General features: G+C 69.1%; 18 protein-coding genes. 8 read left to right on the forward strand and 10 right to left on the reverse strand.

All coding sequences use genetic code 11. The features are described from left to right. Nucleotides 1-168: 168 nt before the first annotated feature. Nucleotides 169-1,611, reverse strand: coding sequence for a CCA tRNA nucleotidyltransferase (locus tag ACFCV8_RS27775; protein ID WP_376688198.1), 1,443 nt, complete (start codon nt 1,609-1,611; stop codon nt 169-171). Nucleotides 1,612-1,794: 183 nt separating this feature from the next. Between ACFCV8_RS27775 and ACFCV8_RS27780 the strand changes: the two genes are divergently transcribed. The 7 genes from ACFCV8_RS27780 to trxA all read left to right on the forward strand — a co-directional run bounded on the left by ACFCV8_RS27780 (nt 1,795) and on the right by trxA (nt 11,427). Continuing rightward, entirely contained in the window at nt 1,795-4,092 is a 2,298-nt protein-coding gene (locus ACFCV8_RS27780; protein ID WP_376688199.1) for a DUF6049 family protein, read from the forward strand. 49 nt (nt 4,093-4,141) lie between these two features. Then, nucleotides 4,142-6,301 (forward strand): murein biosynthesis integral membrane protein MurJ, encoded by a 2,160-nt coding sequence (gene murJ, locus ACFCV8_RS27785; RefSeq protein WP_376688200.1) that lies wholly within the window; start codon nt 4,142-4,144, stop codon nt 6,299-6,301. 127 nt (nt 6,302-6,428) lie between these two features. Beyond that, nucleotides 6,429-8,141 carry a protein kinase family protein gene (locus ACFCV8_RS27790; protein WP_376688201.1) on the forward strand — a complete coding sequence of 571 codons (1,713 nt, stop codon included), beginning with the start codon at nt 6,429-6,431 and terminating at the stop codon, nt 8,139-8,141. A 174-nt stretch (nt 8,142-8,315) separates the two neighbouring features. After that, on the forward strand, nt 8,316-9,020 hold the full coding sequence (gene sigM, locus ACFCV8_RS27795) for an RNA polymerase sigma factor SigM (protein ID WP_376688202.1): 705 nt from the start codon (nt 8,316-8,318) through the stop codon (nt 9,018-9,020). After that, complete coding sequence (locus tag ACFCV8_RS27800) at nt 9,017-9,952, forward strand: anti-sigma factor family protein (RefSeq protein WP_376688203.1); 936 nt, start codon at nt 9,017-9,019, stop codon at nt 9,950-9,952. Before sigM ends, ACFCV8_RS27800 begins: the two co-directional genes overlap by 4 nt. 133 nt (nt 9,953-10,085) lie before the next feature. After that, a complete protein-coding gene (gene trxB / locus ACFCV8_RS27805) occupies nt 10,086-11,048 on the forward strand; it encodes a thioredoxin-disulfide reductase (RefSeq protein ID WP_376688204.1) in 963 nt (320 codons plus the stop codon). A gap of 46 nt (nt 11,049-11,094) precedes the next feature. Continuing rightward, complete coding sequence (gene trxA, locus ACFCV8_RS27810) at nt 11,095-11,427, forward strand: thioredoxin (protein ID WP_376688205.1); 333 nt, start codon at nt 11,095-11,097, stop codon at nt 11,425-11,427. 72 nt (nt 11,428-11,499) lie between these two features. Here trxA and ACFCV8_RS27815 read toward each other — a convergent pair whose 3' ends face one another. The 9 genes from ACFCV8_RS27815 to rpmH form a co-directional block, all read right to left on the reverse strand. Beyond that, complete coding sequence (locus tag ACFCV8_RS27815) at nt 11,500-12,117, reverse strand: GNAT family N-acetyltransferase (protein ID WP_376688206.1); 618 nt, start codon at nt 12,115-12,117, stop codon at nt 11,500-11,502. A gap of 226 nt (nt 12,118-12,343) precedes the next feature. Beyond that, nucleotides 12,344-13,471 (reverse strand): ParB/RepB/Spo0J family partition protein, encoded by a 1,128-nt coding sequence (locus ACFCV8_RS27820; protein ID WP_376688207.1) that lies wholly within the window; start codon nt 13,469-13,471, stop codon nt 12,344-12,346. Beyond that, complete coding sequence (locus ACFCV8_RS27825; RefSeq protein WP_376688213.1) at nt 13,468-14,544, reverse strand: ParA family protein; 1,077 nt, start codon at nt 14,542-14,544, stop codon at nt 13,468-13,470. Before ACFCV8_RS27825 ends, ACFCV8_RS27820 begins: the two co-directional genes overlap by 4 nt. A gap of 209 nt (nt 14,545-14,753) precedes the next feature. After that, entirely contained in the window at nt 14,754-15,470 is a 717-nt protein-coding gene (gene rsmG / locus ACFCV8_RS27830) for a 16S rRNA (guanine(527)-N(7))-methyltransferase RsmG (RefSeq protein ID WP_376688208.1), read from the reverse strand. Nucleotides 15,471-15,578: 108 nt separating this feature from the next. Continuing rightward, complete coding sequence (locus ACFCV8_RS27835; protein ID WP_352274050.1) at nt 15,579-16,088, reverse strand: R3H domain-containing nucleic acid-binding protein; 510 nt, start codon at nt 16,086-16,088, stop codon at nt 15,579-15,581. Between the two features lie 14 nt (nt 16,089-16,102). Beyond that, a complete protein-coding gene (gene yidC, locus ACFCV8_RS27840; protein ID WP_376688209.1) occupies nt 16,103-17,383 on the reverse strand; it encodes a membrane protein insertase YidC in 1,281 nt (426 codons plus the stop codon). A gap of 3 nt (nt 17,384-17,386) precedes the next feature. Beyond that, a complete protein-coding gene (yidD, locus tag ACFCV8_RS27845; RefSeq protein WP_376688210.1) occupies nt 17,387-17,746 on the reverse strand; it encodes a membrane protein insertion efficiency factor YidD in 360 nt (119 codons plus the stop codon). Further along, nucleotides 17,743-18,114: a ribonuclease P protein component gene (gene rnpA, locus ACFCV8_RS27850; RefSeq protein ID WP_376688211.1), complete on the reverse strand. Its 372-nt coding sequence runs from the start codon at nt 18,112-18,114 to the stop codon at nt 17,743-17,745. Before rnpA ends, yidD begins: the two co-directional genes overlap by 4 nt. A 20-nt stretch (nt 18,115-18,134) precedes the next feature. Further along, the gene (rpmH, locus tag ACFCV8_RS27855) at nt 18,135-18,272 is read right to left on the reverse strand and encodes a 50S ribosomal protein L34 (RefSeq protein ID WP_030930485.1); all 138 of its coding nucleotides are present in this window, start codon (nt 18,270-18,272) and stop codon (nt 18,135-18,137) included. A 371-nt stretch (nt 18,273-18,643) separates the two neighbouring features. On the opposite strand from rpmH, the gene dnaA reads away from it, so the two are divergent. After that, on the forward strand, nt 18,644-20,497 hold the full coding sequence (gene dnaA, locus ACFCV8_RS27860) for a chromosomal replication initiator protein DnaA (protein ID WP_376688212.1): 1,854 nt from the start codon (nt 18,644-18,646) through the stop codon (nt 20,495-20,497). Nucleotides 20,498-20,553 lie beyond the last annotated feature (56 nt).

Here is a 20,553-nt window from a genome sequence, read left to right on the forward strand (position 1 = left end):
TTGCCACCGGCCCCCCGCCCCCCCCGCCCCAACGGCCGGCTGTCTCAGGCCAACCCCCGCCTCCGCCCCGGACGGGTCGTGTTTCACGTGAAACACGACCTGCCCGGCAGGCCATCGCGGCGGTGGTCCGCTCCTTGAACCGGCCTGATCCGAACGAAACCTCAGACCCTAGTCCTGGGCGGCCCACCACTCCTTGAGCTTCTCGACCGCCTCGTCGTGCCCCATCGGCCCGTGCTCCAGCCGCAGCTCCAGCAGGAACGCATAGGCCTTGCCGATCACCGGGCCGGGACCGACACCCAGGGTCTTCATGATCTCGTTGCCGTTCAGGTCGGGGCGGATCGCATCCAGCTCCTCCTGCTCCTGCAGCTGCGCGATGCGCTCCTCCAGACCGTCGTACGTCCGGGAGAGCGCGGCGGCCTTGCGCCTGTTCCGCGTGGTGCAGTCCGAGCGGGTCAGCTTGTGCAGCCGTTCCAGCAGCGGACCGGCGTCGCGTACGTACCGGCGGACCGCGGAGTCCGTCCACTCCCCGTCACCGTAGCCGTGGAAGCGCAGATGCAGCTCCACCAGCTTCGAGACGTCCTTGACCATGTCGTTGGAGTACTTGAGCGCGGTCATCCGCTTCTTGACCATCTTGGCCCCGACCACCTCGTGGTGATGGAACGAGACGCGCCCGTCCTTCTCGAAGCGCCGGGTCCGCGGCTTGCCGATGTCGTGGAGGAGAGCGGCCAGCCGCAGGGTGAGGTCGGGGCCGTCCTTCTCCAGGTCGATCGCCTGCTCCAGGACGGTCAGCGAGTGCTCGTAGACGTCCTTGTGACGGTGATGCTCGTCACTTTCCAGCCGCAGGGCGGGGAGCTCCGGCACCACGTGCTGCGCCAGCCCCGTGTCGACGAGCAGGGACAGGCCCTTGCGGGGGTGCGAGGAGAGCAGCAGTTTGTTGAGCTCGTCCCTGACCCGCTCGGCGGAGACGATCTCGATGCGTCCGGCCATCTCCGTCATCGCGGCGATCACGTCGGGAGCGACGTCGAAGTCCAGCTGGGCCGCGAAGCGGGCGGCGCGCAGCATCCGCAGCGGGTCGTCGGAGAACGACTCCTCCGGCGTTCCGGGGGTGCGCAGGACGCGTGCCGCCAGGTCGTCGAGGCCGCCGTACGGATCGACGAACTCCTTCTGCGGGAGCGCGACGGCCATCGCGTTGACCGTGAAGTCCCGGCGCACGAGATCTTCCTCGATGGAGTCACCGTAGGAGACCTCGGGCTTGCGCGAGGTCCGGTCGTACGCCTCCGACCGGTACGTGGTGACCTCGATCTGGTAACCGTCCTTCTGCGCGCCCACGGTGCCGAAGGCGATCCCGACCTCCCAGACCGCGTCGGCCCACGGCCGGACGATCTTCAGGACGGCCTCGGGGCGGGCGTCGGTCGTGAAGTCCAGGTCGTTCCCGAGCCTGCCGAGAAGGGCGTCCCGGACGGAACCACCGACCAGCGCGAGACTGAACCCGGCGTCCTGAAAACGGCGAGCGAGGTCGTCGGCGACCGGGGACACCCGCAGCAGTTCACTGACTGCGCGGTGCTGCACCTGGGTCAGGGCACGGGAGCTGTCTTCATTGGCGTTCGACACAACAGAAAAGGGTACGTGCCCGGACCGGCCCGGTCGCCCTGGTTACGGCTCGCCCTGCGAGACTCTTCCGATCATGTAGCGAACTCCCCAGCACTTCACGCCCGCGTACATCGTTACCATGCGTGGACGCAACAACCGACAAGCATCGACACCAGCTGACGACGACGAGGGACGGGTAGGCGCGTGGCCGAGGCGGCACACAACCAGGGGATCGTTCCCTCTCCTGCCCGCCGGTGGCTGCGGCGCACGGCCGCCCTGGTCACCGGGGCACCTCTCCTCGCGGCGCTGCTGGCCGGACCTACCGCGTCCGCCGCTCCCGCCGGCAGCACAGCCAAGGCCCCCACCGGGTCCAGGACGGTGGATGTGTCCCTGAACACCCTGGCTCCGAGCGCTCCGGTCAAGGGGGACACCCTGACCGTCTCCGGCACCGTGACCAACCGGGGCAAGGACACCGTCACCGACGCCGAGGTCGACCTGCGGGTGGGCCCGAAGCTCGGCGGCCGGACGCAGATCGACAACACCGCCGCACGTACCGGCTTCGCCTTCGGCAGCGACCCCGCCCCGCTCGGCGGCAAGTACACGGTGAAGATCGCGAAACTCCGCTCCGGGATCAGCCAGGACTTCACGCTGTCCGTCCCGGTCGGCAAGCTCGGGCTCGGCGACGACGGGGTCTACCAGCTCGGTGTCTCCCTGTCGGGGCAGACCGCCCGGGCGCAGTACCAGCAGGTGCTCGGGATCGAGCGCACCTTCCTGCCCTGGCAGGAGGAGGAACGCGGCTCCAGGACGAAGCTCACCTATCTCTGGCCGCTCGTCGCGTCGGCCCATGTCACCGCCGAGACGGGTACCGACGATCAGCAGACGCCGGTGTTCGCGGACGACGGCCTGGCCGACGAACTGGCTCCCGGCGGGCGGCTGGAGCAGCTGGTCTCGCTGGGCAGCGGGCTGCCGGTGACCTGGGTGATCGACCCGGACCTGCTGGCCAGTGTCGACGCGATGACGGGGAGCTACCGCGTCAAGTCCGGCGACACCACCGTGGCCGGGACCAACCAGGCGGTCGCGAAGAAGTGGCTCACCGCCCTCGAAGCCGCGGTGTCGGAGGGGCGGGTCGTCGCCCTGCCGTTCGCCGACCCCGATCTCGCTTCCCTCGCGCACCGCGGGAAGAACGTCTCCGGCACCCTCAGCCATCTGCAGACCGCCACCGAAGTGGCTGCCACGACGGTGCAGACCATCCTCCATGTGAAGCCGTCGACCGACTTCGCCTGGCCCGTCGACGGGGCGGTCGACCCGTCGATCGTCGATGTCGCCACCTCGGCCGGGGCCCACAAGGTGATCGCTCGCAGCGACAGCCTCCAGGAGACCGGCGACCTGCCGTACACCCCCACGGCCGCCCGGCCGATCGGCAACGGCACCACCGCGGTCGTCGCGGACGCCCGGCTCTCCACGGCGTTCCAGGGCGACATGTCGAAGGCCGGGAACTCCACCCTCGCCGTGCAGAAGTTCCTCGCCCAGACACTCGCGCTGACCGCGCAGGACACCGACGAGGAGCGGAGCATCGTCGTCGCACCGCAGCGGATGCCCTCCGTGGCCCAGGCCCAGTCGATGGCCCGAGCCTTGCAGGCACTCGACGACGAACGCTGGACCCAGCCGCTCGGCCTGGTCGACGCGGCCGACGCGACGCCCGACGCCGATGCGACGACGGACGTCCCCGGGGGCTCCCAGTACCCGAAGAAGCTCCGTCGGCAGGAGCTGCCCACCCAGGCCTTCCAGGACATCAAGTCCACGCAGACCTCGCTGAACAGTTTCCAGGTCATCCTGACCCAGCCCGAGCGGGTGGTGACTCCCTTCGGCAACGCGCTCAACCGCTCGATGTCGACGTCCTGGCGCGGGCGGCCGCTGGAGGCCCAGCTGTACCGGGACTCGGTGCGCGGCTACCTCCAGGACCTCGTCAACGAGGTCCAGCTCATCTCGAAGTCGGACGTCACCCTGTCCGGCCGCAGCGCCACGATCCCGGTGACCGTGCAGAACAGGCTGCTGCAGGGCGTGGACCACCTCGTCCTCCGGCTGAAGTCGGAGAACGCGACGCGGCTGAAGCTGAACGACGGCGGGGCGGTGGCGGAGCAGCCGATCCGGATCGGCCCCGGTCACAGCCAGTCCGTGAAGTTCGACGCCGCGGCCAACGTCAACGGCCAGGTGCAGATGACGGCGCAGCTCTACACCGAGGACGGCACACCGTACGGCGACGAGATGGCCTTCACCGTGAAGGTCTCCGAGCTCACCCCGACCGTGCTGCTGGTGATCGCGGGCGGGCTGCTGCTCCTGGTACTCGCGGGCATCAGGATGTACACCCACCGCAAGCGCGCCAACGCGGGCGGCGCCGCCGGGGACGACGGCGGGGAACCCGAGCAGCCGAGTGACCCGACTCCGGACACCGGTCCGGAAAGCGGGGAGCCTTCGTCCTCGGGTGAGAAAGTGGAACGTTGAGCGATGTCTGTCGTGGCCGGTCGGCCGGGGACGATGAGGTGGGGTTTCGATGAACGCGCCGTACGACGGTGACCGCGGTCAGGGTGCGGGCGGTGCCGGGCACTCCGGCGGGCCCCCGCTGCCGCCTCCGGGCCCCGGCCAGGTCCCGCCGCCCGACCCGTACCTGCAGGACGCCTACGACCGCGACCCCTACCGCGCGCAGGACCCGTCGGCCCAGGACCCGGTGACCGAGGCGCTGTACGACCGGGCAGCGCACCCGCCGCCGCCCCCGGGCACGTACCAGCAGCCCAACCCGCTCTACCAGCAGCCGCCCGCGGCGCAGTACCCGCCCGATCCGCGGATCTGGGCCCAGACCCCGCCCCCCGAGCCCGACGGCCCCTCGCGGCATCTGCCGTACGGCGACCACCCGGCGACCACCCAGTACGTCGGGGTGGACGACCTCGTCAGCGAGGCCTCCCGGGACGGGGAGCAGCCGGACGCCTTCGCGCATCTCTTCCGCGACCAGGAGGGACCGTCCGGATCCGCTCCCGTGCCTCAGGAACCCGAGCCGGCCCCGGCGCCCGCTCCGGCCAAGTCCGGCGGGCGGGCCTCCGGGATACTGAAGTCCAGCGCGCTGATGGCGGCCGGCACGCTCGTCTCCCGGCTCACCGGATTCGTGCGCACCCTCGTCATGACCGCCGCGCTCGGTGCGGCCCTGCTCGGCGACAGCTTCACCATCGCCTACACCCTGCCCACGATGATCTACATCCTCACCGTGGGCGGCGGGCTCAACTCGGTCTTCGTGCCCCAGCTCGTCCGCTCCATGAAGGACGACGAGGACGGCGGCGAGGCCTACGCCAACCGGCTGCTGACTCTCGTCATGGTCGCGCTCGGCGTGATCGTCGCAATCGCGGTCCTCGCCGCGCCGTTGCTGATCCACATGATGTCGCCGACGATCGCCAACGACGCGGCGGCCAACAGCGTCGCCGTGACCTTCGCCCGGTACTGCCTGCCGACCATCTTCTTCATGGGCGTGCACGTCGTCATGGGCCAGATCCTCAACGCCCGCGGCAAGTTCGGCGCGATGATGTGGACCCCGGTCCTCAACAACATCGTGATGATCTTCACGTTCGGCATGTTCATCTGGGTCTACGGAACGTCCGCCGAGTCCAAGATGGGCGTCCAGACCATTCCGCCGGAGGGCGTCCGGCTCCTGGGCATCGGCACCCTGCTCGGCCTGGTGGTCCAGGCGCTGGCCATGATCCCGTACCTGCGCGAGGCCGGTTTCCGCTTCCGCCCGCGCTTCGACTGGAAGGGCCACGGGCTCGGCAAGACGGTCAAGCTGGCCAAGTGGACCGTCCTGTTCGTGCTGGCCAACCAGGCGGGCGTGCTCGTCGTCACCCAGCTGGCGACCTCGGCGGGCAAGCTGTCCGGCAAGGACGGCACCGGCTTCCTCGCCTACTCCAACGCCCAGCTCATCTGGGGCATGCCGCAGGCGATCATCACCGTCTCCGTCATGGCCGCCCTGCTGCCCCGGATCTCCCGCGCCGCCCACGACAATGATCCGGGCGCCGTCCGCGACGACATCTCCCAGGGGCTGCGGAACTCTGCCGTCGCGATCGTGCCGGTGGCCTTCACCTTCCTCGCACTCGGCCTGCCGATGTGCACGCTCATGTACTCCTCCGCCGGTCCCGAGGCCGCCCGCTCCATGGGCTTCATCCTCATGGCCTTCGCCCTCGGCCTGATCCCGTACTCGGTGCAGTACGTGGTGCTGCGCGGCTTCTACGCGTACGAGGACACCCGCACGCCCTTCTACAACACGGTGATCGTCGCCGCGGTCAACGCGGCCGCCTCGGCCCTCTGCTACATGGTCCTGCCCGCCCGCTGGGCGGTCGTCGGCATGGCCGCCGCGTACGGTCTCGCCTACGCCGTCGGGGTGGGCGTCGCCTGGCGGCGGCTGCGCAACCGCCTGGGCGGCGACCTGGACGGCGCCCATGTCGTACGGACCTACGCCCGGCTGTGCCTGGCCGCGGTTCCGGCAGCGGTCCTCGGCGGCGGCGTGGGATTCGCTGTTCTGGCGGGGCTCGGCCAGGGCGCCCTCGGTTCGCTGGCCGCGCTGATCTGCGGCGGGGCCGTACTGCTCGGGGTCTTCTTCGTCGCCGCCAAGCGGATGCGGATCGAGGAGATCAACGGCATGGTCGGCATGGTCCGGGGGCGGCTCGGCCGCTGAGGAACACCGGCCGCACAACCATCACCGCCCCTGGTGTGTCGTGCATAGCGCCGGAGTGTGGGCACAATTGGCGTAACTGTGCAGAGCTGGCTGGCATCGCGCAACGGATGGGGAGGCAGGAACGACGGTGGCGGAACGTAGCACGGCTGCCGTCGACGTGGCCGACAACAGCGGCGATGAGCCGCTGGCCGCCAAGGCGGACGAGACCACGACCGACGGGACGACGGAAGCCCAGGACACCGCAGGCACGAAGCCGCAGGACACGGATGGTGAGCACGTCGGTTCCGAGACCTCTCTGGACGCCCCCGACCTTCACAGCGGGCACAAGCTCGCCAAGCGCTACCGGCTGGAGGAGTGCGTCACCCGGCTGGACGGCTTCAGCAGCTGGCGCGCGGTCGACGAGAAGCTGCGCCGGGCGGTGGGCGTCCATCTGCTCCCCGCGGATCACCCACGGGCCCGCTCCGTGCTGGCCGCGGCCCGCTCCGCCGCGTTGCTCGGCGACCCGCGCTTCGTGCAGGTGCTCGACGCGGTGGAGGAGGACGACCTCGTCTACGTCGTCCACGAATGGCTTCCCGACGCCACCGAGCTCACCTCGCTGCTGGCCGCGGGCCCGATGGACGCGCACGACGCGTACCAGCTCGTCAGCCAGGTCTCCCAGGCCATGGCAGCGGCGCACCGGGAGGGCCTCGCCCATCTGAGACTCACCCCCGGGGCGGTGCTGCGGAGCTCGACCGGGCAGTACCGGATCCGCGGTCTCGCGGTGAACGCCGCCCTGCGCGGGATCACCGCCGAGGGCCCCCAGCGGACCGACACCGAGGCGATCGGTGCGCTGCTCTACGCCGCGCTGACCCACCGCTGGCCGTACGAGAACGACGCGTACGGCCTGACCGGCCTGCCCAAGGGCGTGGGCCTGATCGCCCCCGACCAGGTGCGGGCCGGGGTCCACCGCGGCCTCTCCGAGCTGGCGATGCGCGCGCTCGCCAACGACGGCGCCACCGCCTCCCGGCAGGAACAGCCGTGCACCACGCCGGACGAGCTCGCCAAGGCCGTGGCGGCGATGCCTCGCATCCGCCCTCCGGAGCCCGTCTTCACGGCGCCTCCGGAGTACCAGCGCACCAGCTACCAGCAGGGTTCCTACGGCCGTCCCCCGGCCGGGCCGGCGGTCGCGCCGCAGCCCGTCGTCGTGCCTCCCCCGCCGCTCCAGAGCCGCACCGGCAAGGCACTCAAGTGGGCCGTGTCCGCGTTGCTCATCGCCGCGCTGGGTCTCGGCAGCTGGCAGCTCGCCGAGACTCTGATCAACCGCATCAAGGACTCGGGGTCCGAGGAAACGACACAGACTCCGCCCAAGGACGGCAACGAGAAGGCCCCGGCCCCGCCCAAGCCGTTGCAGATCGCCGGTGCGACGGAGTTCATGCCCAACGGCTCGGGCATGAAGCAGAAGGACGCCCCGAAGACCATCGACGGCGACGCGGGCACCGCGTGGGTCACCTACCGCTACCAGGGCTTCGCGAACTTCGGAAACCTTCCGGCCCGCAAGGACGGCAGCGGCATCGTCGTCGACCTCGGCAGCGTCCAGGACGTCTCCGCCATCGAGGTCCAGATGTACCGCAGCGGGCAGAAGGTGGAGGTACTCGCGGCCGGTGCCGACGCCTCCGCCCCCTCGTCGCTCGCGGACTTCCCGCAGCACCTCGTCCAGCTCGGGACCACGGGGAACGAGCTGAAGAAGACCTTGGACAAGCCGGTGCGGACCCGCTACGTCCTGGTCCACATCACCGAGCTGCCGTCCGACGGAACAGGCGGCTACCGCGGCGGGATCTCGGAGATCTCCGTACTCAAGTGACACGAAAGGCCGGTGAGGGACACGCCTCACCGGCCTTTCGCACGTCCGGGGCCCGGCGCTTGCCGGAAGCCGGCCTTCCTCCGTGCCGGTCCGAGCCCTTCCGCCCCCTGCCCCCGCCCACGCGAATCGTGATAGACAGACGCACCGTGACGCAGTGAGAGGGAGGGAGGGGAGGTGGCCTCCGAGCCGTCGGAACCGCTCAGCGACTCAGACCTCCTCGCTCGCCATGTGGCCGGAGAACCGGACGCCTTCGGCGAGCTCGTACGGCGCCATCGTGACCGCCTGTGGGCCGTGGCGATACGGACCCTGGGCGACCGCGAGGAAGCCGCGGACGCCGTCCAGGACGCGCTGGTCTCCGCCTTCCGCTCCGCCCACACCTTCCAGGGCCGGTCCGCCGTGACCACCTGGCTGCACCGCATCACCGTCAACGCCTGTCTCGACCGGGTACGCAAAGCGGCTTCCCGCAGGACCGCGCCGGTCGACGACGCCCAGCGGTTCGAGCAACTCCTCGAGCCGCACGAATCCGCGGAGGCGCCGGCGGAGCGCCAGGACCTCCACCGTGAACTACTGGCCGCGCTCGCCACTCTTCCTGCCGAACAACGGGCCGCTCTCGTCCTGGTGGACATGCAGGGCTATCCCGTGGCCGAGGCAGCACGCATCCTCGACGTTCCGACGGGCACCGTGAAAAGTCGCTGCGCGCGCGGACGGGCCCGGCTGGCACCGCTCCTGGCCCACCTGCGCAGCGAGGTGTCGGGAGCCGATGGGAGTGCGGCAAGAAGGAACCGGACGGCACGTGCGGCCGTCCCACCGGCATCGGGGCCGAGAGACGCGGACGCAAGTGATCCTGCTGCAGTGAAGGGCGGAGGTGGGCGCACATGACATCGACGACCGGCACGACCCAGCATCCGGATGTCACGGAGATCTCCGATCTGGCGGAGGGCCTGCTCCCACCACCACGTGCGGCAGAGGTACGCGGGCACGTCGACGGCTGCGAGCCCTGCGGTGAGGTCCGTGCTTCCCTCACCGAGATCCGCGAGCTGCTCGGCTCGGTGCCCGCACCGCAGCGCATGCCGGACGACATCGCCGCCCGCATCGACGCCGTGCTCGCCGCCGAGGCAGGACATGTTTCACGTGAAACAGGGTCGGTTTCACGTGAAACCGAGACGCCGTCCGCCGATGCGGAGACACCGGCAGCGCAGAAGCCGAAGGGGGAGACCGGCTCCCCGGACCGGCCTGCCGGACACCCCCGGGCAACCACAGGTCCCGGCCGTCGGCCCGTACGACGCCGCCGTCGCGCCGCGCTCGGTGCCGCTCTCGGGGCAGCAGTGGTCGGCGTGAGCGTCTTCATGCTGCAGAGCGTCCAGCCGTCCCCCGGCTCCTCGTCGGTCAAGGCGGCGGACCACCGGACCGGGCCCGGGACAACCGGCGAGGGAGACTTCTCGGAGTCCACGCTCGAAGGCCGGGTGCGGTCCCTTCTGCGGAACGCCGATACGAAGCAGCCGAAGTCGGCGGAGGGGACGGGCTCCGGGAAGCAGGCACCGTCCGCGGACTCACGGACGAAGGCCCAGACACCACTGCGTACCCCCACCGTCTCCGTGCCGCCCTGCGTGGAACGGGGCACCGGACGCGATGCCCCGGCCCTCGCCCTGGAGGAGGGCACCTACGAGGGGATGGCGGCCTTCCTGGTCGTCCTTCCTCACCCGTCCGACGCGAGCCGGGTCCAGGCCTATGTGGTCGACGCCTCCTGCGTCCGTGACGAGCCCACGCGCATGGGCACGCTGCTGCTGACCCATACCTACGCGCGTCCCTGAACATCGCGCCGGACGCCGCCTCGGCACGGTGGGAATGCATCCCCCGTAGGATCCGTTGGGTGGGGTGAGAGTCGTTGAACCGACCCCAGTAGGCGTGGACAGTAGGCAGTCTGCAGAGACGAGGAAGAAACCCGTGAGCGACGTCCGTAACGTGATTATCATCGGCTCCGGCCCCGCGGGCTACACGGCCGCCCTTTACACCGCCCGCGCCTCGCTGAAGCCGCTGGTTTTCGAGGGTGCCGTCACCGCCGGTGGCGCGCTGATGAACACCACCGACGTGGAGAACTTCCCGGGCTTCCAGGACGGGATCATGGGCCCCGAGCTCATGGACAACATGCGCGCCCAGGCCGAGCGCTTCGGCGCCGAGCTCGTCCCCGACGATGTCGTCGCCGTGGACCTCACCGGTGACATCAAGACGGTCACCGACACGGCCGGTACGGTGCACCGCGCCAAGGCCGTGATCGTGACGACCGGCTCCCAGCACCGCAAGCTCGGTCTGCCCAACGAGGACGCCCTCTCCGGACGCGGTGTCTCCTGGTGCGCCACCTGCGACGGCTTCTTCTTCAAGGACCAGGACATCGCCGTGGTCGGCGGCGGGGACACGGCCATGGAGGAGGCGACCTTCCTCTCGCGCTTCGCCAAGTCGGTCACGATCGTCCACCGCCGCGACACACTGCGCGCCTCGAAGGCGATGCAGGAGCGCGCCTTCGCCGACCCGAAGATCAAGTTCGCTTGGGACAGCGAGGTGGCCGAGGTCCACGGCGACCAGAAGCTGTCCGGCCTGACCCTTCGGAACACCAAGACCGGCGAGACCTCTGAGCTCGCGGTGACCGGCCTGTTCATCGCAGTCGGCCACGACCCGCGCACCGAGCTCTTCAAGGGCCAGCTCGACCTGGACGAGGAGGGCTACCTCAAGGTCGACGCCCCCTCGACGCGCACGAACCTGACCGGTGTCTTCGGCGCCGGTGACGTCGTCGACCACACCTACCGGCAGGCCATCACCGCTGCCGGCACGGGCTGCTCCGCCGCTCTCGACGCCGAGCGCTTCCTCGCTGCGCTCGCCGACGACGAGAAGGCCGCCGCGGCCACCGTCTGAACCACGCCTCGTACCCCACACACCCCGAGCAGTTAAGGAGGCCGCCGTGGCCGGCGCCCTGAAGAACGTGACCGACGACTCCTTCGACGAGGTCGTCCTCAAGAGCGAGAAGCCCGTGCTGGTGGACTTCTGGGCCGCCTGGTGCGGACCGTGCCGCCAGATCGCTCCGTCGCTGGAGGCCATCGCCGCCGAGCACGGCGACCAGATCGAGATCGTCAAGCTCAACATCGACGAGAACCCGGCCACGGCCGCCAAGTACGGCGTCATGTCCATCCCGACCCTGAACGTCTACCAGGGTGGCGAGGTCGCGAAGACCATCGTCGGTGCCAAGCCCAAGGCCGCGATCCTCCGCGACCTCGAAAGCTTCATCGGCCAGTAAGGGCAATGTTTCACGTGAAACGGGTCCGTCCCCGAGGGGACGGACCCGTTTCCGTTGCTCCGGTCTCACGGATCACAGCGGCCGCAGCGCCGGTTCCTTCTGCACCGCGCCCAGCAGCCGATCGAGGGCCAGCTCGACATCTTCCTTCCAGGACAGCGTGTTCCGAAGTTCCAGCCTCAGCCGCGGATGAACGGGGTGCGGCCGTACGGTCTTGAACCCGACCGCCAGCAGATGTCCCGCGGGAAGCAGACAGGCGGGCGCCTTCCACCGGGCGTCGCCGAAGGCCTCGATCGCCTTGAACCCTCGCCGGAGCAGATCCCTGGCGACAGCCTGCACCATGACCCGCCCCAGCCCCTGTCCCTGATAGCCCGGGTGGATCCAGGCAGTCATCAGCTGGACCGCATCGGGGGAGACGGGGCTGGTGGGGAACGCCGTCGAGCGTGGCACATAGGCCGGTGGCGCGTAGAGGACGAAGCCCACCGGCACATCGTCGACGTAGACCACGCGGCCGCACGATCCCCATTCCAGGAGAACGGCCGAGATCCAGGCTTCCTTCGCCAGCTCGGGGGTGCCTGCCTTTACCGCGGCTTCCCCGCTGACCGGATCGAGCTCCCAGAAGACACAGGAGCGGCAGCGTCTGGGGAGGTCGGAAAGATTGTCCAGTGTGAGCGGTACGAGTCGGCGCCCCATGAAGGCTTTTCCTCGCTTCCTTCGCCCGCCGCGTCGCGTGCGACCGTCGGTACACTCCGTTCGCTGCGCGCACGGCCTTCCCTGCCGAGGTGTCTCAACCTGGATGTGCCGTACCAGAACGCATCGTATCCACCCAGGCATGGCGCCGACACCGAGACAATGCAAAGGGCGGGCCGCGATCCGGCAACCACCGGCACGCGGCCCGCCCCACAGTCCGTCGGCGGGATCAGCCTTCGTTCTTCACAGCGGGCTCCGTGTCGGCTTCTTCGGCGGACTGCTCCGAGAGGCTCCGCTCCAGTACGCGCCCTTCGCCCGGTGCGAGGCTGCCGAGAATGCGGTCCAGGTCCTCCATGGACGCGAACTCGACGACGATCTTCCCCTTCTTCTGACCGAGGTCGACCTTCACCCTGGTCTCGAAACGGTCCGACAGCCGCGTGGCCAGTTCGGAGAGTGCGGGCGACACCCGTCCCCCGGCCCTCGGCCCCTTCGGCTTGGCCGGTGCCTTGTCAGAGCTGGAACCCATGAGCGTCACGATCTCCTCGACCGCACGCACCGAGAGGCCCTCGGCCACAATGCGGCCGGCCAGTCGGTCCTGCTCCTCAGGGTCGGCCACGGACAGCAGCGCCCGCGCATGACCGGCCGACAGCACCCCGGCCGCGACCCTGCTCTGCACCCGGCCCGACAGCCTCAGCAGACGCAGCGTGTTCGACACCTGCGGGCGGGAACGTCCGATCCGGTCGGCCAGCTGGTCATGGGTGCAGTTGAAGTCCTTGAGCAACTGGTCGTACGCAGCCGCCTCCTCCAAGGGGTTCAGCTGAGCCCGGTGGAGATTCTCCAGAAGAGCGTCCAGGAGAAGCTTCTCGTCGTCGGTGGACCGGACGATCGCCGGAATCCGCTTCAGCTCAGCTGCCTGATGGGCCCGCCAGCGGCGCTCGCCCATGATGAGCTCGTAGCTCTCCGGTCCCGTCTTCCGCACGACGACGGGCTGGAGCAGGCCCACCTCCTTGATGGAGGTCACCAGCTCGGCCAGCGCGTCCTCGTCGAACGTCTTGCGCGGCTGCTGAGGATTCGGGCTGATGGAGTCGACCGGAATCTCGGCGAAGTACGCCCCGGCAGGCCCCACCGTTCCGACAGCCGCCACCGAGTCCGAAATCGGCGCGCTCGGCTCCGGCACCAACGGAACGGCACCGAGCGTGGCCAGCTTCGCCGCAGCCACCCCCCGCTCGTCCGTGGTCATGGAGCCGATCCCCGCAGAGGCCGGTCCCGATCCCGTGGACGACGCCTGGTTCTCCTGCGGAGCGGCGGGGATCAAGGCACCCAGCCCACGCCCCAACCCTCTTCGACGCTCGCTCACTGGTTCCCCTCCGAAATGCTCTGCTGGCCGTTTCCGCTGCCCGGCTGGGCATGCTGGGCCTCGTAATGGATGCCGACGCCCCGCAGGGCGATCTCACGTGCCGCTTCGAGGTACGACAGTGATCCGCTGGAGCCCGGATCGTAGGTCAGCACGGTCTGCCCGTAGCTGGGGGCCTCCGAGATCCGCACCGACCGCGGAATGTTCGTACGCAGCACCTCCTTGCCGAAGTGACTGCGCACCTCCTCCGCGACCTGCGAGGCAAGCCGGGTCCTGCCGTCGTACATGGTGAGCAGGATCGTCGACACGTGGAGGTCGGGGTTGAGATGCCCCCGCACCAGGTCCACATTGCGCAGCAGCTGCCCCAGGCCCTCCAGCGCGTAGTACTCGCACTGGATGGGGATCAGCACCTCTGCGCCGGCGACCAGGGCGTTGACCGTCAGCAGACCGAGCGACGGCGGGCAGTCGATGAGGATGTAGTCCAGCGGCTGCTCGTACGCCTGGATCGCCCGCTGAAGCCGGCTCTCCCGCGCCACCAGGGACACCAGCTCGATCTCCGCACCGGCGAGATCGATGGTGGCAGGGGCGCAGAAAAGGCCCTCGACGTCGGGGACGGGCTGGACCACTTCGGAGAGCGGTCTGCTGTCCACCAGCACGTCATAGATGGAGGGAACTTCGGCGTGGTGATCGATCCCCAGAGCCGTGGAGGCATTCCCCTGCGGATCGAGGTCGACCACCAGAACGCGTGCGCCGTGCAGCGCGAGCGAGGCGGCAAGGTTGACCGTCGTGGTCGTCTTGCCCACTCCGCCCTTCTGGTTGGCCACCACCATGACCCGCGTCCGGTCAGGACGGGGCAGCCCCGCGCCGGCGCGGCCAAGAGCCTGGACCGCCAGCTGGGCCGCGCGACCGATGGGTGTGTCGTCCATCGGCGGCGGTGTTTCACGTGAAACACCGTCCCCCGCCGATTCGGTTCTGGGACCGGGGACCGGATCGGTCATCGGTCCCGCGATGTTGGCGTCGGACCGCAAGGATTCACTCTCCTCGACTTCAGGCTCGCAATGAACAGAGCCTGCCATGCTTTCGGGGCCGTGAACCAGCGAGGCCCGCTCTTCTGTGGATGAATCCACATCTGTGGACAACTCCGTAGCCCTAACGGGTCTGCGATGCCTCGGCGCGGCAGTCTCGCCACCGCGGCGGATGATTCCTTGCAGCAGAGAGCGACGTTTCACGTGAAACACGATGCCCCTGCGGCCAGACCGCAGGGGCACGACACTCCGCATCCGGTTCAGCGACGGCGCCTCGCACGGCTCGTCCTCGCGGCCTTGGCACGCTTCGCGGCGAACCTCACACCCCCGGGGCTCTCACCGACGACCACCCGCACCACCGTGGACATCGGGTCGACGATGCCCTCCCCGACATGCAGAACCTCGGTCTCCACCACACCGAGCTTGCTCAGCGCGGAGCGCGCCCCATTGATCTCTTCCTCTGCGGTGTCGCCCTTGAGCGCGAGCATCTCTCCGTACGGACGGAGCAGTGGAACGCCCCAGCCCGCCAGCCGGTCGAGCGGTGCGACGGCTCGAGCGGTCACCACATGCACCGGCTGGAGCGACCCCAGGACCTCCTCGGCCCGGCCGCGTACCACCGTCACGTGGTCGAGGCCCAGCAGCTCCACGACCTCCTGGAGGAAGTTGGTGCGCCGGAGCAGGGGCTCCAGCAACGTGATCTTGAGATCGGGGCGTACGAGCGCAAGCGGGATTCCGGGCAGGCCCGCACCGGAACCCACGTCGCAGACCGTGACCCCCTCGGGCACGACCTCGGAGAGCACGGCGCAGTTCAGCAGGTGCCGCTCCCACAGCCTCGGTACCTCGCGCGGGCCGATCAGCCCGCGCTTCACTCCGGCATCGGCCAGCAGTTCGGCGTACCGAACAGCCTCCGGGAAGAAGTCGCCGAAAACTGCCCGCGCCCCTGGGGGTGCCTCGGGAAGCTCTACTTCCGTCGTCACGGGGACCGTCCTTCCATACGCACTACCGCGCTGTGGGTGGCTGACTATCAGGCTGACAAAGATCGGCCCCGTCTGCGAACAGACGGGGCCGACAGAACTGGGGTCCGGTCAGGCCGGGAGGACGACGACGAAGCGCTCCGGCTCCTCGCCCTCGGACTCGCTGCGCAGACCCGCGGCCGCGACCGCGTCGTGCACGACCTTGCGCTCGAACGGCGTCATCGGGTCCAGCTTCACCGGCTGGCCGGTGCTCTTGACCTCGTCCGCGGCCTTCGCGCCCAGAGCGGCGAGCTCCGCACGCTTCTTGGCCCGGAAGCCCGCGATGTCCAGCATCAGCCGGCTGCGGTCCCCGGTCTCCCGGTGAACGGCCAGCCGCGTCAGCTCCTGGAGCGCCTCCAGCACCTCACCGTCGCGGCCCACGAGCTTCTGCAGTTCACGCGCCGAGTCGCTGATGATCGAGACCGCGGCACGGTCCGCCTCGACGTCCATGTCGATGTCGCCGTCGAGGTCGGCGATGTCGAGCAGGCCCTCGAGGTAGTCCGCCGCGATCTCGCCCTCCTGCTCGAGGCGGGTCAGGGTGTCGCTGCCCTCAGCGGCCGTGGAGGTGGTGCCTTCCGTCACGGATGGACTCCTTCTTACTTCTTGGACGGGTGCTTGGGCCGCTGCGGGCCCTTGCGCTGCCCGGACTTGGCTTGGCGTGAGGAGCCGGACGAGGCCCTGCTCGGCGACTTGGGCTTCTCGTCCTGCTTGGACTTCTCGTCCGGAGTGGACTTCTCGTCCTGCTTCTGGAGGGAGGTCTTGGACGTGGTGGAACCGGCGTCCTTGGCTCCCGGCTGCGTGACACCGGTCTGGCGCTGGGCCTTGGACTGGCGCTTGGGCTGCTGGCGCCGCTGCGCGGCTCCGCTCTCGGCCTCGGCCTCGGCGGTATCGCTCTTGATCACCGCGCCGTCCTCCTGGGGGGCGAAGCCCAGCTTGGCCAGCCCGGTGACGAACTTCCGCTCGATGTCGTTGCGGTCCGGCCCCTTGGCCACGATCCGCTTGACGGTGTTGCGCCGGGTCCGGCCGCGGACCTCGCCGTGCGTGGTGACGCTCTTCAGCAGACGGGTGAGGTACTGGTCCTGCGCCTTGCTGCCCGGGGTCGGGTTCTGGTTGATCACGTACATCTGCTGACCCATGGTCCAGACGTTGGTGGTCAGCCAGTAGACGAGGACACCGACGGGGAAGTTGATGCCCATGACGGCGAAGATCACCGGGAAGATGTACATCAGCATCTTCTGCTGGCTCATGTACGGCGTCTTGACCGTCAGGTCGACGTTCTTCGTCATCAGCTGGCGCTGGGTGAAGAACTGCGAGGCCGACATCATCACGATCATGATCGCGGTGACGACCCGGACATCGGTCAGGGAGGCGCCGAGAGCGGCGACGTCCTCCGAGCTGTTCATGAACTTCGCGGCCAGCGGAGCGCCGAAGATGTGGGCCTGACGGGCGCTGTCGAGCAGCGTCTGGTCGATGACGCCGATCTTCTTGTTCGAGGCGATGGCCGACAGCACGTGGTACAGGGCGAAGAAGAACGGCGACTGCGCCAGGATGGGAAGGCACGAGGAGAGCGGGTTGGTGCCCGTCTCCTTGTACAGCTTCATCATCTCTTCGGACTGACGCTGCTTGTCGTTCTTGTAGCGCTCCTGGATCGCCTTCATCTTCGGCTGGAGCACCTGCATGTTGCGGGTCGACTTGATCTGCTTGACGAACAGCGGGATCAGGCAGATCCGGATCAGCACCACCAGGGACACGATGGACAGGCCCCAGGCCCACCCGGTGTCAGGGCCGAAGATCGCCCCGTACAACTTGTGGAACTGGACGATGACCCAGGAAACAGGCCAGGTGATAAAGCTGAACAGACTGGCAATCGTGTCCACTAATCAGGCTCCTTGAGCATTGGGCGAAGTCTCTGCGGCCTTGCTCGGGGCTTCGGAGACCGATCCCCGGGCAGGCGCATCAGCGGCGGAGTCCCCGCCCTTGCCACCGCGCATGGCATTACGCAGGAGCTCATGCCAACGCGGACGTTTGCGTGGTGGAACATAGTCCACGCCACCGGGTGACCACGGATTGCACCGCAGGATGCGCCAGGCCGTCAGCGCGGTTCCTTTGATCGCTCCGTGCCGGTCGATCGCCGTAAATCCATAGTGGGAACACGACGGGTAGTAACGACACACCGGCCCGAGAAGCGGGCTGATCGTCCACTGGTACAGCTTGATCAGAGCCAGCAACGGGTACTTCATCGCGCGCCCCCTCCCAGCAGCCGCTCAAGCGCGGCGTCCAGGTCTCGGGCCAGCTGTTCATGGTCGGCGTCGCCCGCTCCGGGCAGCGCTCGTACGACAACCAGGCTACCGGGGGGCAGCAGGGCAAGCCGTTCGCGGACCAGATGGCGAAGCTTCCGCTTCACCGCTGTGCGTACGACCGCTCCACCCACTGCTTTGCTGACAACGAAACCCGCACGCGGCGGGGGAGCGATCTCCCCAGTCGCGTGCGGGTCCGTTGCACCGCTGCGTAGATGGACGACGAGAAGCGGGCGGCCGGCCCTGCGTCCTCGGCGTACTGCGGTCGCGAAGTCCTCGCGCCGCCTCAGCCGATTCTCGGTAGGCAGCACGTCATGACCTGTTAAAGCGATCAGGCGGACAGGTTGGCGCGACCCTTGCCACGGCGGGACGCGAGAATCGCGCGGCCGGCACGGGTGCGCATGCGCAGCCGGAAGCCGTGGGTCTTCGCGCGACGACGGTTGTTCGGCTGGAAGGTGCGCTTGCTCACTAGGGGGCTCCAGAAATGACTCGTGTGTTGGCGGGACATCGCCTGGCTGTCACCGTGCGCCCACGAGAGACTCGCGTAAACGCTCTAGTGCACCGCTTCACAATCACAGATCGTGATCTTTGCCCATCGGAGGCAGGCGGCAGCAGCCATCGACAACTCGACCTGGTCACGGTACGCGCGGCTGCGCCATTCGGTCAAACCGGCTCCCCAGCACCCCCCACTGTGCACAGGCTGTGGACAACAACTTGAACCACGCGGGTCGCCCTGACTACCGTGGCTGAGTTCCGGTCTTTTCTTCCTGCCTGCCGGTCCCCACCCGTCCCGTCCCGAGAACCACACATTTTCGTGGGACCAGCGAGAGAGCGTGCCCTGTGGCTGACGTACCTGCCGATCTTGCCGCAGTGTGGCCACGCGTGCTCGAGCATCTCCTCGGAGAAGGCCAGCAAGGCATCGAGCCGAAGGACAAGCAGTGGATCGAGCGCTGCCAGCCGCTCGCGCTGGTCGCCGACACCGCGCTGCTCGCCGTCCCCAACGAGTGGGGCAAGCGCGTCCTGGAGGGCCGGCTCGCGCCGCTCATCAGTGAGACGCTGAGCCGCGAGTGCGGCCGCCCGATCCGCATCGCGATCACCGTCGACGACTCCGCGGGCGAACCGCCGAGCCCGCCCGCGCCCCCGATGCAGCAGCCCCAGCAGCACCGCTACCAGGGGCCGCAGCACGACGAGCGCCAGCACCCCGACGCGTACGACGGCTACGGGCACCGGCCCTCCGACGACGGAATGCCGACCGCCCGTCCCGCCTACCCGGACTACCAGCAGCAGCGTCCCGAGCCCGGAGCGTGGCCGCGCACCGGGGAGGACCTCTCCTGGCAGCAGCCCAGGCTCGGCGGATTCCAGGACCGCGAGGCCCCCGCGGAGCAGTGGCGCGAGCCGTACGGCGGCGGTCGTCCCCAGCAGCCGCAGCACGACTACCGCCCGCAGCCGCCGGAGCGCGCCGGGTACGAGCAGCAGCCCGAGCGCCAGGGCTACGAGCCGCAGCAGCCCGAGCGCCAGGGGTACGAGCCGCAGCGTTCGGACGCCCGTGACCTGCCCGAACCCCAGCCGCAGCACCGGCCGGGCGCCGGGACCGGCCGCCCCGGCGGCATGCCCGGCCCGATGGGCTCGCAGTCCGCGCCCACGCCCGGTGCGGGCGAGCCCGCGGCCCGACTGAATCCCAAGTACCTTTTCGACACCTTTGTCATCGGCGCGTCCAACCGGTTCGCGCACGCCGCGGCGGTCGCGGTCGCCGAGGCCCCGGCCAAGGCGTACAACCCGCTCTTCATCTACGGGGAGTCCGGGCTCGGCAAGACCCATCTGCTGCACGCGATCGGCCACTACGCCCGCAGCCTCTATCCGGGGACCCGGGTGCGGTACGTGAGCTCCGAGGAGTTCACCAACGAGTTCATCAACTCGATCCGCGACGGCAAGGGCGACACCTTCCGCAAGCGTTACCGCGACGTGGACATCCTGCTCGTCGACGACATCCAGTTCCTGGCGAGCAAGGAGTCGACGCAGGAGGAGTTCTTCCACACCTTCAACACGCTCCACAACGCCAACAAGCAGATCGTGCTCTCCTCCGACCGGCCGCCCAAGCAGCTGGTGACCCTGGAGGACCGGCTGCGCAACCGGTTCGAGTGGGGACTGACCACCGATGTGCAGCCGCCCGAGCTGGAGACGCGGATCGCGATCCTCCGTAAGAAGGCGGTGCAGGAGCAGCTCAACGCGCCGCCGGAGGTGCTGGAGTTCATCGCCTCCCGCATCTCCCGGAACATCAGGGAGCTCGAGGGGGCGCTGATCCGGGTCACGGCCTTCGCCAGCCTCAACCGCCAGCCGGTGGACCTCGGGCTGACCGAGCATGTGCTGAAGGACCTGATCCCGGGCGGCGAGGACTCGGCCCCGGAGATCACGGCGGCGGCCATCATGGCCTCCACCGCGGACTACTTCGGCCTCACGGTGGACGACCTCTGCGGAACCTCGCGCAGCCGTGTGCTGGTGACGGCCCGCCAGATCGCCATGTACCTCTGCCGGGAGCTGACCGACCTCTCGCTGCCCAAGATCGGCGCCCAGTTCGGCGGCCGGGACCATACGACGGTGATGCACGCGGACCGGAAGATCCGTGCGCTGATGGCGGAGCGACGCTCCATCTACAACCAGGTCACCGAGCTCACCAACCGCATCAAGAACGGCTGACGGGCCGCCACCACCGCTTGCCGGAAGGGCGCTCGGAGGACCCCGCGAGGGCTCTC

The sequence above is a fragment of the Streptomyces sp. NPDC056347 genome (genome assembly GCF_042262625.1).
Taxonomy (GTDB): Bacteria; Actinomycetota; Actinomycetes; order Streptomycetales; family Streptomycetaceae; genus Streptomyces.

Bases quoted from the DNA above. Each gene is read 5' to 3' on its own strand.
- murJ (WP_376688200.1), top strand. From the start codon at position 4,142: ATGAACGCGCCGTACGACGGTGACCGCGGTCAGGGTGCGGGCGGTGCC.
- ACFCV8_RS27800 (WP_376688203.1), top strand. From the start codon at position 9,017: ATGACATCGACGACCGGCACGACCCAGCATCCGGATGTCACGGAGATC.
- ACFCV8_RS27815 (WP_376688206.1), bottom strand. From the start codon at position 12,117: ATGGGGCGCCGACTCGTACCGCTCACACTGGACAATCTTTCCGACCTC.
- ACFCV8_RS27825 (WP_376688213.1), bottom strand. From the start codon at position 14,544: ATGGCAGGCTCTGTTCATTGCGAGCCTGAAGTCGAGGAGAGTGAATCC.
- yidD (WP_376688210.1), bottom strand. From the start codon at position 17,746: ATGAAGTACCCGTTGCTGGCTCTGATCAAGCTGTACCAGTGGACGATC.